Annotated in this window: 12 protein-coding genes; 3 read left to right on the top strand and 9 right to left on the bottom strand. The window is 58.4% G+C overall.

What is annotated here, in order from left to right:
- Window positions 1-34: 34 nt before the first annotated feature.
- The 6 genes from cobA to GTP23_RS20460 are packed head-to-tail and all read right to left on the bottom strand — an operon-like array spanning window position 35 to window position 6163.
- Window positions 35-808 (bottom strand): uroporphyrinogen-III C-methyltransferase, encoded by a 774-nt coding sequence (gene cobA / locus GTP23_RS20435; RefSeq protein WP_161036778.1) that lies wholly within the window; start codon window positions 806-808, stop codon window positions 35-37.
- 39 nt (window positions 809-847) lie between these two features.
- Window positions 848-2167: a sulfate adenylyltransferase subunit 1 gene (locus tag GTP23_RS20440; RefSeq protein WP_161036779.1), complete on the bottom strand. Its 1320-nt coding sequence runs from the start codon at window positions 2165-2167 to the stop codon at window positions 848-850.
- Window positions 2167-3099, bottom strand: a complete 933-nt coding sequence (cysD, locus tag GTP23_RS20445; protein WP_155434777.1) for a sulfate adenylyltransferase subunit CysD — start codon at window positions 3097-3099, stop codon at window positions 2167-2169. The genes GTP23_RS20440 and cysD overlap by 1 nt, the downstream gene beginning before the upstream one ends.
- 48 nt (window positions 3100-3147) lie before the next feature.
- On the bottom strand, window positions 3148-3867 hold the full coding sequence (locus tag GTP23_RS20450) for a phosphoadenylyl-sulfate reductase (protein WP_161036780.1): 720 nt from the start codon (window positions 3865-3867) through the stop codon (window positions 3148-3150).
- Between the two features lie 9 nt (window positions 3868-3876).
- On the bottom strand, window positions 3877-4479 hold the full coding sequence (locus GTP23_RS20455; RefSeq protein WP_161036781.1) for a DUF934 domain-containing protein: 603 nt from the start codon (window positions 4477-4479) through the stop codon (window positions 3877-3879).
- Entirely contained in the window at window positions 4472-6163 is a 1692-nt protein-coding gene (locus GTP23_RS20460) for a nitrite/sulfite reductase (protein ID WP_161036782.1), read from the bottom strand. Before GTP23_RS20460 ends, GTP23_RS20455 begins: the two co-directional genes overlap by 8 nt.
- Before the next feature lie 153 nt (window positions 6164-6316).
- Here GTP23_RS20460 and GTP23_RS20465 point away from each other — a divergent pair, with 153 nt between their 5' ends.
- The 3 genes from GTP23_RS20465 to GTP23_RS20475 all read left to right on the top strand — a co-directional run bounded on the left by GTP23_RS20465 (window position 6317) and on the right by GTP23_RS20475 (window position 9203).
- Complete coding sequence (locus GTP23_RS20465) at window positions 6317-7258, top strand: CysB family HTH-type transcriptional regulator (protein WP_161036783.1); 942 nt, start codon at window positions 6317-6319, stop codon at window positions 7256-7258.
- A 17-nt stretch (window positions 7259-7275) separates the two neighbouring features.
- On the top strand, window positions 7276-7929 hold the full coding sequence (locus GTP23_RS20470) for a class I SAM-dependent methyltransferase (RefSeq protein ID WP_161036784.1): 654 nt from the start codon (window positions 7276-7278) through the stop codon (window positions 7927-7929).
- A gap of 182 nt (window positions 7930-8111) precedes the next feature.
- The gene (locus GTP23_RS20475) at window positions 8112-9203 is read left to right on the top strand and encodes a porin (RefSeq protein ID WP_503826616.1); all 1092 of its coding nucleotides are present in this window, start codon (window positions 8112-8114) and stop codon (window positions 9201-9203) included.
- Here the strand turns inward: GTP23_RS20475 and GTP23_RS20480 are convergent.
- The 3 genes from GTP23_RS20480 to GTP23_RS20490 all read right to left on the bottom strand — a co-directional run bounded on the left by GTP23_RS20480 (window position 9200) and on the right by GTP23_RS20490 (window position 12637).
- Window positions 9200-10366: a sensor histidine kinase gene (locus tag GTP23_RS20480; protein ID WP_161036785.1), complete on the bottom strand. Its 1167-nt coding sequence runs from the start codon at window positions 10364-10366 to the stop codon at window positions 9200-9202. The two genes, GTP23_RS20475 and GTP23_RS20480, sit on opposite strands and share 4 nt — an antisense overlap.
- A gap of 91 nt (window positions 10367-10457) precedes the next feature.
- Complete coding sequence (locus GTP23_RS20485) at window positions 10458-11219, bottom strand: LytR/AlgR family response regulator transcription factor (RefSeq protein WP_155434784.1); 762 nt, start codon at window positions 11217-11219, stop codon at window positions 10458-10460.
- A 59-nt stretch (window positions 11220-11278) separates the two neighbouring features.
- A complete protein-coding gene (locus GTP23_RS20490; RefSeq protein WP_161036786.1) occupies window positions 11279-12637 on the bottom strand; it encodes a sensor histidine kinase in 1359 nt (452 codons plus the stop codon).
- Window positions 12638-13087: the final 450 nt, after the last annotated feature.

The following is a 13087-nucleotide window of genomic DNA, read 5'->3' on the forward strand; positions in this document are numbered from 1 at the left end:
CCTCGGTTGGTAGCAATGGATATTCTATTACGGATCAGGCGCGGCGTTGCTGAGGTTTTGCTTCGGTGGTCAAGGTGCTGGCGCTATCGGCATCGTACTGGTGGGCGCGCATCTGCATGGCGTCGCCCAGCATCACCAGCACGGGGCCGTGGGCAGCACCCAGACCTTGTGCCAGCGAGGCGATGGTGAGGCGGCGGATATGCTGGTCGGGACGGCTGCAGTTCTCGATCACCACTACTGGCGTATCAGGATGGCGACCTTGTTCTAGCAGGCGTTTTGCCGTGGCGATGGCTTCGCGCCCGCCCATGTACTGCACCAGCGTGTCGGTGTCGGGGATGGCATCGTGCTCGCTGTGCTCTGGCGCCGTGGACGAGGTGAAGAAGGCCACACTGCGTGCCACACCGCGCTTGGTCAGCGGCTGTTTGGTGGCGGCGGCTGCAGCCAGCGCGGTGGTGATGCCGGGGACGACTTCCACTTCGATGCCGGCGTCTTCCAGCGCGCGCAGTTCTTCGTCGGCACGGCCGAACATCATCGGGTCGCCACCTTTGAGGCGTACCACCAGCGGGAACTTCTTGGCGCTGTCTATCATCTGCTTGTTGATGAACTGCTGCGCCGTGGAGAGCTGGCCGCAGCGCTTGCCGACCAGGATTTTCTCCGCTTGCGGGCACAGCTCCAGCATTTCGTCTGTCACCAGAGCGTCGTGCAGCACCACGTCGGCTTGCGCCAGCAGGCGCGCGCCACGTAATGTGATCAGATCCTGCGCGCCGGGACCGGCGCCGATCAGATAGACTTTTCCCAATGCTGACATGCTGTGCTCCTAGTTTGCTGCTGTTGCTGCGTTCACCAATTAGTCGGCCAGACGGATCATGCCCGCTGCCACGGTCTGGTGGGTGACTTCATCGATCAGGATGAAGGCGCCGGTGGCACGGATATCGGCGTAGGCGTCGGCTGCCAGCGGCTGCTGCACAGTCAGACCGATACGGGCGATATCGTTGAGCTTCAGGCCTTCTGCGCTGTGACGCTGCTGGGTGTTGATGTCCAGCAGAGACTCGATGGCGGTGATCTTGGCCGAAGTCTGTTTGGTGCCGTGCTTGATCCAGTATTTGCGGCGCAGATCGAGCGCTTCATCCGACATCCAGCAGACGTCCGCTTTCAGCTGCTTGAGCAGGGTGGCTGGCTGTTCGGCGCCGGCCAGCATGTCGCCGCGCGAGATGTCGAGGTATTCGTTCAGCAGCAGGGTGATGGACTGACCCACCACGGCCGACTGGTGCGAGCCTTCCAGCGTCAGGATGTCTTTCACGGTGGCGCTCTGGCCCGAAGGCTGCACCACCAGCTTGTCGCCCACCGAAACCTTGCCGGCTTCGATACGGCCCATGTAGCCGCGGAAGTCGTTGGCTTCGTGGCCGTTGTGACGTGCCACCAGCTGCACCGGGAAGCGGAATGGCGCAGCGTGCGATTCGTCGTACACCGACAGCGATTCCAGCAGCTCGATCAGGGTAGGGCCCTGATACCAGTCCAGCTTCTCGCTCTTGTCCACCACGTTGTCGCCGGTCAGGGCGGACAGCGGAATCGGCGTGATGTCTTTCAGTCCCAGCGTGGCAGCGAATTCGCCGTAGGCTTTGACGATGCGGTCGTAGATGCTCTGGTCGTAGTTCACCAGATCCATCTTGTTGACGGCCACGATCACGTGCTCGATCTGCAGCAGGTGGGCGATGGTGGAGTGGCGCTTGGTCTGGATCAGCAGATCCACACCGCCATCTTCGCGCAGCTTCACTTTCGATACGTCGATCAGAATGATCACGGCATCGGCGGTGGAAGCACCCGTCACCATGTTGCGGGTGTACTGCTCGTGGCCCGGCGTATCGGCGATGATGAATTTGCGCTTAGGCGTTGCGAAGTAGCGGTAGGCCACGTCGATGGTAATGCCCTGTTCGCGTTCGGCTTCCAGACCGTCCGTCAGCAGCGACAGATCGACCGTGTCGCCTACCGTGCGCTTGTGCTTGGAGCGCGACATGGCGTCCAGCTGGTCGGCGAAAATGCCTTTGCTGTCGAACAGCAGGCGGCCGATCAGGGTGGATTTGCCGTCATCGACGGAACCGGCGGTAATGAAGCGCAGCAGGCCTTTTTCGGTCTGGTCTGCGGCTTGGGTTTCTATGCGTGCGTTCATCAGAAGTATCCTGCTTTTTTACGTTTTTCCATCGATGCTTCGGAGGTCTGGTCGTCCATACGGGTGGCGCCACGTTCGGTAATCTGGGTCACGGCCGTTTCGGCGATGATCTGCTCCACCGTTGCGGCATCGGACGATACCGGGCAGGTGCAGGAGATGTCGCCCACGGTACGGAAGCGTACCACCTGCGTTTCCACCGTTTCGCCTTCGCGCGGCGGGGTCAGATCGGTCAGCGGCACCAGCAGGCCGTTACGGGGAATCACCTGACGTTCGTGCGCGAAGTAGATCGGTGGCAGTTCCAGTTTTTCGCGGGCGATGTACTGCCACACATCGAGTTCGGTCCAGTTCGAAATCGGGAACACGCGCATGTTTTCGCCCGGATGGACGCGGGTGTTATACAGATCCCACAGTTCCGGACGTTGCGATTTCGGATCCCACTGGCCGAATTCGTCGCGGAAGGAGAAGATGCGTTCCTTGGCGCGGGCTTTTTCTTCGTCGCGACGGGCGCCGCCTATGCAGGCGTCGAAGCCGTGTTCGGCGATGGTTTCCAGCAGCGTCACGGCTTGCGCGGCATTGCGCGAATCCGTTTGCGGATTACGCAGACGCACGGTGCCTTTTTTGATCGAGTCTTCTACCGAACCCACGATCAGGCGTTCGCCCAGTTCGGCCACGCGCTTGTCGCGGAAGGTGATCACTTCAGGGAAGTTGTGGCCGGTATCGACGTGCACCAGCGGGAAGGGGAATTTACCGGGGCGGAAAGCTTTTTCCGCGAGGCGCAGCAGCACTACCGAGTCTTTACCGCCCGAGAACAGCAGGGCTGGGTTGCTGCATTCGGCCGCGACTTCGCGCAGGATGTGGATCGCTTCCGATTCCAGAGCATCGAGGTGGCGCGAATTGACGTGCGCGGCGTGGTTTTCAACGAGAGCGTTCATGACGATTGCCTATTCTTTTGTGTACTGGGTTTTCTGTGGCGCTTGAGCTTACGCGGCCACGGATTTAATGCGTATCAGTTTGCCGTCGACCATGTGCAGGCCGCACTCTTTCGAGTCGGGGTTCTCCCACCACCAGCGGCCGGCGCGCACATCTTCGCCCGGCTGGACAGCGCGGGTGCAAGGTTCGCAGCCGATCGACGGGTAGCCCTGATCGTGCAGTGCGTTATATGGTACGCCATTGTTGCGCAGGTAGTCCCATACGTCCTGTTCCGACCAGTCGGCCAGCGGATTGAACTTGGTCATGCCGTGGGCCGGATCGTCTTCCTGCACATGCAGTTCGGCGCGGGTAGTGGACTGGGCGCGGCGCTGACCCGTGACCCATGCCTTGTTACCCGCCAGTGCACGACCGAGCGGCTCGACCTTGCGGATACGGCAGCATTCGCGGCGCATTTCCACGCTGTCGTAGAAAGCGTTCAGGCCATGCTGGGCCACGTAGCCTGCTACTGCTTCCGTCTGCGGACGGTACAAGGTGATTTCGTAGCCGTCATAGTGCTGCTTGACGCGCTCCAGCATGTCCAGCGTTTCCTTATGCAGGCGGCCCGTTTCGAGCGAGAAGATGCCGATGTTCAGCTTGGCCTTCAGGATCAGGTCCGTCAGCACCATGTCTTCGGCGGCCAGACTGGAGGCGAAAACAGCGGGGCTGAAGTCGGCCGCAATACGGGCCAGCGTGGCGCTGGTGTCGGCGATTTTCTGGTTCAGGTCAGTCATGGCGCGTCCTTAGATGCCGAAGCCGGCGTCGCCAGTGTTGACGCCCACGTTGCGGGCGTGGCGGCGGAACAGCGGTACTTTCTGGTCGACCGAAGCCTGATAGGTTTCCGAGAAATCGGACAGGCCTTTCAGTGCATCGTGGATGTCGCGGTCGGCGCGTACGGCAAATGCGTCGAAGCCCACGCGCTGCATCGAGAACAGCTGGTCGCGCAGCACATCGCCGATGGCGCGCAGCTCGCCGGTCCAGCCCAGACGGGTGCGCAGGTTGTAGGCGATCGAATAACCGCGGCCATCGGTGAATTTCGGGAAGTCCACTGCGACGACGGCGAACTTGGCCAGATCGTCCTTGAGTGGCTCGGGACGTTCGTCGCTGGCGAACCAGACGCCGATTTCGCCATTCTCAGCGCGTGCCAGCAGGGCTTCGCGCTGGGCGTTCCACACTGCCACCGGCACGATGACTTTACCGGTAGGGACGGCCAGGGCCGCGATGTCTTCCGCTTCAGCCTTGACGCCTTCCGGCAGTTCCGGACCGCGCAGTACCAGCCATTGATCTTCGACGACGCTACGGCCTTTGATGATCTGGCCGGCGTTCTGGGTGCTTACATCATGCATATTCATCCTCTCCTACCAGACGACCGGGTTCGGCGATCGGCGTGGCGTACACAAATTCTTTGAACGGGGCGATGCCCAGACGCTGGGCGCATTCGGCAAACGGTTCGCCTTCGGCGCGCTCGCGCACATACACTTGCAGCAGGCGGCCGATTACTTCCGGCATCTGCAGGGCCGAGAACGACGGGCCGATGATCTTGCCGATAGCGGCGTTGTTACCTTGCGCGCCGCCGATCGAGACCTGATACCACTCGCTGCCATCCTTATCCACACCGAGTACGCCGATGCCGCCCACGTGGTGGTGGCCGCAGGCGTTGATGCAGCCCGAAATATTCAGTTCGATCTCGCCGATGTCGTGCTGGAAGTCGATGCTGTCGAAACGCTCGGCAATTGCCGCAGCAATCGGGATAGACTTGGCATTGGCCAGCGAGCAGAAGTCGCCGCCCGGGCAGCAGATCATGTCGGTTAGCAGGCCGATATTTGGTGTAGCCAGACCTTTTGCTTTGACCTGTTCCCACAGCGTGTACAACTGCGACTGCTCGACGTCGGCCAGCACGATGTTCTGTTCGTGCGTGACACGCAGTTCGCCGAAGCTGTATTTGTCGGCCAGATCGGCCATGAAGTCCATCTGTTCGGCGGTAGCGTCGCCCGGCGGCACGCCGGTCTTTTTCAGCGACAGCACCACGGCGGCATAGCCAGCCTGTTTGTGCGCCTTGACGTTGCGCTTGACCCAGTTGGCAAACGCCTTGTTGTCGGCGTGCGGCGCCAGATAGTCGATATTGTCCAGTGCCTTGTAGGGATGCGGCTGGAAGTAATCGATCACGCGCTGCATTTCTTCCTGCGTCAGGGTTTCCGGACCATCTTTCAGGTCGGCCCATTCGGCTTCCACCTGACGGGTGAATTCTTCCACGCCTATGGCTTTGAGCAGAATCTTGATACGGGCTTTGTACTTGTTGTCGCGGCGGCCGTACTGGTTATATACGCGCATCACGGCTTCCGTGTAGGTCAGCAGGTGCTGCCATGGCAGGAATTCGCGGATCACGCTACCCAGTATCGGGGTGCGGCCCATGCCGCCACCAGCCATGAACTTGAAGCCGATTTCGCCCGCTTCATTGCGTACCACGGTCAGACCGATGTCGTGCACGGCAATCGCGGCGCGGTCTTCTTCGGCGCCATTGATGGCGACCTTGAATTTACGCGGCAGGGCGATGAATTCAGGGTGGAAGGTGGACCACTGGCGCAGCACTTCCGCATACGGACGCGGATCGATGATCTCGTCAGCGGCCACGCCGGCGAACGGGTCGGAGGTGGTGTTACGGATGCAGTTGCCCGAAGTCTGGATGGCGTGCATTTCCACGGAAGCCAGTTCGCTCAGGATGTCCGGCGTCTGTTCCAGCTCCATCCAGTTGAACTGGATGTTCTGGCGGGTGGTAAAGTGGCCATAGCCGCGATCATACTTGCGGGCAATATGGGCAAACATGCGCATCTGTTTCGATGCCAGCAGGCCGTAAGGCACGGCGATACGCAGCATGTAGGCGTGACGCTGCATGTACAGGCCGTTTTGCAGGCGCAGCGGCAGGAATTCGGCTTCGGTCAGCTCATCGGCGAGACGGCGGCGTACCTGATCGCGGTACTGGGCAATGCGTTCACGGACGATGAGATGGTCATATTGGTCGTATTGATACATATTCTTCCTAGATAGTCGCTGGCTAGAATCCCCAAACTAGCGGCAATAGTAATAAACTTCGTCTTTATTCCATACGACTTAGTCTTTATTTGCTTATATACGTATTGGGTATAAGCTAGAACACTTAATAATTAAGATGGGCCAGAACCTGCAATGAACCTACATCAATTGCGCTTCGTGCGCGAAGCTGTACGCCAGAATTACAACCTGACCGACGCTGCCAAAGCACTGTTTACCTCGCAGCCGGGGGTGTCCAAAGCCATTATCGAGCTCGAGGAAGAGCTGGGCGTGGATATTTTTACCCGTCACGGCAAGCGTATCCGCGGCCTGACGGAGCCGGGCCGGCTGGTGCTGGAGTCGGTAGAACTGATTATGCAGGAAATCGATAGCCTGAAACGCATAGGCAAGGAATACGCGGCGCAGGACAGCGGCAGCTTTACCATCGCCACCACCCACACCCAGGCACGCTACACCTTGCCGAGAGTGGTGCAGGCCTTTATGGTGAAGTTCCCCAAGGTGCGCTTGTCTTTATTGCAAGGCAATCCCCAGCAGATTGCCGAGATGGTACAGCGCGATCAGGCCGATCTGGCCATCGCCACCGAATCGATAGCGGAAATTAATGGATTGATCACATTGCCATGTTATCAATGGGAGCACGTGGTGGTGGTGCCGCCCGACCATCCTTTGTTGAAATCCAAGCAAGTAACGCTGGAAGAAATTGCTGCTTTCCCCATCATCACGTACGATAGCGCCTTCGCCGGCCGCAGCAAGATCGACCATGCGTTTTCCCTGCGTGGTCTGAAGCTGGACGTGTTGCTGGAAGCCATAGACGCCGATGTCATCAAAACCTATGTGGAACTGGGCATGGGCATAGGCATTATTGCCGGTATGGCGTTTGACCCGGAACGGGACAAGAATCTGCGCGCCATCCCTGTAGGCCATCTGTTCGGCATGAATGTGTCGCGGGTGGCGGTGAAGCAGGGCGCGTATCTGCGCAGCTATATATATACCTTCATCGAATTGCTGGCGCCTACGCTCAACCGTAAGCTGATCGAGCAGGCCATGAACGGTGAAAAAGAGCACTACGAACTATAAAGAAGAGAAAGCATCCCATGATTACCAATCAGTTGGCACAATTCTATGCCGTCAACGCCGACAACTACGATCAGGTCTATGCGCAGGAAGAGCGCTTCGACGATCTGGACGACCTGCAGGAAATGGTCGCCGAGCTGTTCCAGGGCCATAAAGTGCTGGAACTGGCCTGCGGTACGGCTTACTGGACCGATCTGATCGCCGAAGTGGCGGAATCCGTGCATGCCACTGATCTGCTGCCGGAAATGATAGAGCTGGCCGAAACCCGTGGTCTGGACGAAGATGTGGTCACGTTCGGCGTGATGGATGCCTTCAATCTGCCGGACGGGCTGGAAGGCAAGTACACCGCCGTGTTCGCTGCCGGCCTGTGGGGCCATGTGAAGCGCGAAGATCAGGAGAAATACCTGAAGACGCTGCGCGCCAAACTGGGCAAGGATATTCTGCTGGTGCTGCTGGACGAGTCCTATGTGGATGGCAATTCCATGGTGTTCGCCCGTACTGATGCGGAAGGCAATACTTATCAGATCCTCACGGCCGATGATGGACAGCGTTACGAGATTATGAAAAATTACCTGACCGACAGCACCCTGCGTAAGCGTTTTGCCACGGCAGCGCGCCAGATCCGGGTAGAGCGGCTGGAATATTACTACCTGCTGAGCTGCCGCCTGAAATAGCAGAAGCAGGGATTTCCTTGAGAATTATCGAAAAAAGCCGCTTTTAGCGGCTTTTTCTTTTATGACGTTGATTTGCAACAAATCCAGTCATGTCACATTCCTGAAGCAATTGGCAGGCATGATTCGCCCCGTAGATGCAAAACAAGCTTTACCTTCTATCAACTCATCAAAGAGATTTTCAAGTGAAAAAACTGACTCTGGCAGCAATGATCATCGGCGGCTTCGCCGCACAAGCCCAAGCTCAATCGAACGTTACGATTTACGGTCTGGTCGATGCAGGTCTGGTGAGCGAGCGCGGTGGCGCCGCCGGCAGTGTGACCAAAGTAACCAGCGGTATCGGCGGCCAGTCCCGTCTGGGCTTCCGCGGTACCGAAGATCTGGGCGGCGGTCTGTCGGCTATCTTCCAGCTGGAAGCCGGCGTGAAAGTGGACGATGGCGCACTGGACAACACCAATAGCGCACTGTTCAACCGTCAATCGTTCGTTGGCCTGAAAAGCAAGGAAGCCGGTACCCTGACCATCGGCCGTCAGTACACCATGCTGTACAACGCCATGAGCCAGGTAGCTGATCCGTTCGGCGCTGGTTACGCTGGCAGCATCAAAAACCTGTTCCCGGCCGCAGGCGCCAATACCCGTACCAGCAACGCGCTGGTGTACGCCACCCCTGTGATGGAAGGCTTCAGCGCCGAAGCGCTGTACTCGCTGGGCGAGCAAGCTGGCAGCGCCACCGCTGGCCGCCAGTTCGGTCTGGGCCTGAATTATGCTCAGGGTCCGCTGAATGCCCGTCTGGTGTACAACAACCGTAACAATGACACCGCTGCTGTGGGCACCACCCCGGCCAAGCTGCAAGACACCGGCCGCAACACCCTGCTGGCAGTGAACTATGACTTCCAGGTTGCCAAAGCCTACTTCGCTTACGGTGCTGACAAAGGCGTGAACAGCGCTGCGCTGCCTGTGGCCAATGCCTACGGCTACGCTGTTGCGCCTAAGGCTAGCCTGGACAGCAATGACCTGCTGATCGGCGTATCGGTTCCAGTGGCGCCAGCCGGCACCATTCTGGCTTCCTACACCCGTAAGAACGACAAGACTGTCAACAATCAGGATGCTGATCAGTGGGCAGTGGGCTACCTGTACGCCCTGTCGAAGCGCACCAGCACCTACGTGGCTTACGCCAAGATCAAGAACAAGAACGGCGCTGGCTACACCGTTGGTAACAACAACGAAGCTGGTAGCGGCAACAAGGCCTTCAACATCGGCGTACGTCACTCGTTCTAAGCAGCAGGGGCGGGAGTCTGCAGAGGCAGCGGCAGGCGGATGGAAATCCGCGTGCCGCCGTCTTTGATAATACTAATCTCGCCATGCAGAGCACGCACTCTTTCGCGCATCCCGAGCAGACCGAAAGTCATGGCCTTGTCCATGTCCTGCTCGGCGATGCCGCGTCCGTCATCCTGAATTTCTATCTTTAAATCGTACTGCTGGCGCTGCAAGGACAGCAAGACCTTGCTGGCTTCGGCGTGGCGTGAAATATTCGTCAGTGCTTCCTGCACGATGCGGAAAATCTCCGTGCTGTAGGTATCATTCAGTATCAAATCCTCTTCGCTGGCCTGCATCTGACATGCAATGCTGTAACGGTTGACGAAATCCTGACGCAGACTCTCCAGCGCGTAGTACAGCCCACCTTCATCGAGTGCGCGTGGCCGCAGATTGCTGGCGATGCGGCGTAGCGAAGAAATGGCAGACATCAGCAGGGTATCCATGCCCGCCAGCAGCTTGCGCGCTGCCGGACCGTATTGTTGCGCGCGTTTCAGTAGCGCCAGATCGCCGCGTAAGGTGGCCAGTAGCTGGCCCAGGTCATCGTGCAATTCCCGCGCAATGTACTTGCGCTCCTCTTCCCGTATGGTCTGCAGTGCGGCCGACAGCTCGCGTAGTTGCGCGTAGGACTGCTCCAGCCTTTCCTGCACCTGCTTGCGTTCGGTGATGTCACGCAGAATGATGGTGTAGATACTGTGGTTGTTCTCGTTGAGTGCCGAAATCGAACCTTCGAGCGGAAAGAGCTGGCCGTGTGCGCGCTGTCCCGTTACCAGATAATCGCCGGCACGGCGCCCCTTCATGCGCAGGCGTATGCCGGTCTCGCCGAAATAGCGGCCCTGTCCGCTGTCGCTGTACTGGCGCTGGCCGCGTGGCAGGTAATGCTGCAGAGGCGCGCCTTCCATGGCTTGTACGGTGGTGTCGAACATGGCTGCCGCAGCAGGATTGGCGTGCAAGATGCGCTGATGTTCGTCAGTGGAAATGATGGCATCGCTGGCATGCTGGATGATGCTGCGGCTGCGCTGGGAGGTGGGGCTGGTGCTGGCGGAAGTATGGCGGCTGCGCTGCAGCCAGACGATGGCGAAGGCTATGCCGGTGGTGAGCCATAACAGGGTACGGTGGCGAGCCATGGAATTCTCCGTCGCGGCATGCACCGCATGGCTCTACACTAGAACAAGCGAAGCACGGCAGCTTGCGCTGCCGCAGGCGTCGCTGGCAGGATCACATCTGTTTGAACAGATGCAGGAAGCTGCGGCTTACTTCAAGGCGTTCGGGGCGGCCTTTGATCATGACCAGATGGCGGCCACGGATATCGCGCGTCACCCCTTCGATGGCGTTGACGTTGACCAGCGTGGCACGGTGGATCTGCCAGAACAGGGCAGGGTCCAGCTCGTCAGCGAGGTCGCGTACGGGTTTGCGGATCAGCGCCTCGTAGCGTTCCGTCTGGACGCAGGTGTATTTTTCGTCCGAACGGAAGAACAGGATTTCCTCTACGGGAATCATGCGCAGATCCTGGCCGATGCTGGCCTGTATCCATTGCAGGTGGGCCGGCTTGGGTGCGGCGATCTTCTCTGCCAGCTGCGACAGCATGGCGGTCACGCTGGCATTGACGTCGGCAGCCGGCTTGGACAGGCGGGTCTTCAGCCTATCAACGGTGATCTGCAGGCGCTCGGGCTCAGGTGGTTTCAGCACATAGTCCACCGCACCGCGCTCGAACGCCTCCACGGCATAGGCGTCGTAGGCGGTGACGAACACGATGTGGCTTTTGGTGCCGATGGCCGTGGCGGCTTCCATGCCGGTTTTGCCCGGCATGCGGATATCGAGGAAGGTAAAGTCAGGCTTGAGCTGATCGACCAGTTCGATGGCCTCATCGCCATTTTTGGCTTCACCAATAATCTCCAGTTCAGGCCAGACCTGTTCCAGCCGCATGCGCAGCTGGTCGCGCATCAGTCTCTCGTCGTCGGCAATAATTGCTGTAGGCATGTGTACGTGCTCTTTGATGTTTTTTAGTTAAGCGATTATTCAACGAATCGGATGAATAATCAATTGGGTTTTTTATCGGACGACTGGGCCAGCTGGTATGGCACTTCTATCGTGGCGATTACACCGCTAGGGCTGTTGGCCGCAATCAGTAACTGGCCCTGATCGCCGTGCAGCAGCTTCAGGCGTTCGCGTATGGTCATCAGGCCCAGTCCCGTGCCATCGCTGGGTATGGCACCGAAGCCCAGACCATCATCCGTGACGATGACGCGCAGCTTGTTGTGGGCCACATCGGCGCGCACTTTTAGCGTGCCGCCTTCCGGCTTGGCTTCGAGGCCGTGCTTGATGGCGTTTTCCACCATGGACTGCAGCATCATGGGCGGGAAAGCGGCCGTACGCAAGCCCTCAGGGATGTCGAAATCCACCGTCAGGCGTTCTTCCATGCGCATTTTCAGCAGGTTCAGGTAGGCCAGCACCATGTCCGCTTCGCGGCCCAGATTGGTAATCAGGGTGTTGTCGCGCATTTGCGGCAGTACCGCGCGCAGGTATTTGATCAGGCTGCGCTGCATGGCCGAGGCGCGTGGCGGGTCTGTCTGTATCAGGTGTTCGACCGAAGCCAGTGTATTGAACAGGAAGTGGGGTTCTACCTGTGCCTGCATCATCTGCATCTTGGCTTCACTGAGCTGGCGCTGCATGGATTCCCGTTCCGCAGCTGCGTTGGCGTTCTGGGTTTCTGCTTCGGCGCGCTTTTTGCCGCCCATCAGCGCTTTGGTGCCGAATAGTGCCAGTACCAGCAGGGTGACGAAACTCTTGAACCAGGTCGAAGCCTGACGATGGTAGCGGGTAACCTTCTGCTCGGCCGCATCGTCTACAGCTTCTTCGATAGCGTTTGATAGCTCCTCGCCGATTTGCGGCGGCAGGTCGATATGCACCTCTTCGCCAGGCAGGGTAGGCAGTGCCGGAACCGAAGCGGTCGACTTACCACCCTTGCCGTGCTGGCCGGGTGGAGTAGGTTCGGCGGGTGGTGCAGGTTCGGCGGCCGGGGCAGGTTCTGCAGGCTCCCTTGGTTCGGCAGGATCCCGTGGTGGCGTGGGCGATGCCGGCGCATTACTACTCTCGCCGTCCTTGTTGCGGATTTTGCCGCGCGGGTTGAAATGGATGCCGCTGTCGTCAATCAGGATGTTGGTGTCGCCATTTTTCCGCTTTGGGCGCTTCTCATTGTGGATAACCACTTCTTCATCCGTGGAGGATGAGAATAGTTCGTCCTGCAGAATGGAGCCAGCGATCAGCATCAGGATGGCAAAGACTAAGAACTTCCACCACGACAGCTGGGTAACCCAGGTTGCCACTGAATCAAAAAAGCGGTGCAGCCAGATACCGCCAGCGCGGAGTGTTTCCTGAGTTTTGGGATTGGGCAACATATTAGCGAAGCACTCCTGAGTTCGGTCTTTGTGGCAATTGGTCAGATGTTGCAACTGTAACGAGGCGGACCGATAGTTGCCAAGTGAATGCGACAGTCTGCATAAAAACGGGTTTAGACGGTGAAATGGGTGTTAAAAGCAGGACTTGCCGAAAGCAGTGAGTATTTGCTATAGTTCGGCCCCTCGCGAAACAAGGCGTTCAGCGCTGAGTTAAACGAGTTGAAAAGTAGGGGTTGACGAAACGATTTAAACGCTTCATACTCTCTCTTCTCTGCTGCTGACAAACAAAACGATTTGTCGGAAAGCAGCAAGCAGTACCGAATAAGTTCTTTAAAAATTCACAGTCGATAAGTGTGGACGTTTGATGAAAGTGCACACGAAGCTAGTCTTCGTGATACTTAAAAAATATCAAATGTTCACAAGAAATAAATGAAATAGGACGCTTCGTAA

This window comes from Duganella fentianensis, assembly GCF_009857835.1.
In the GTDB taxonomy this organism is placed as follows: domain Bacteria; phylum Pseudomonadota; class Gammaproteobacteria; order Burkholderiales; family Burkholderiaceae_D; genus Rugamonas; species Rugamonas fentianensis.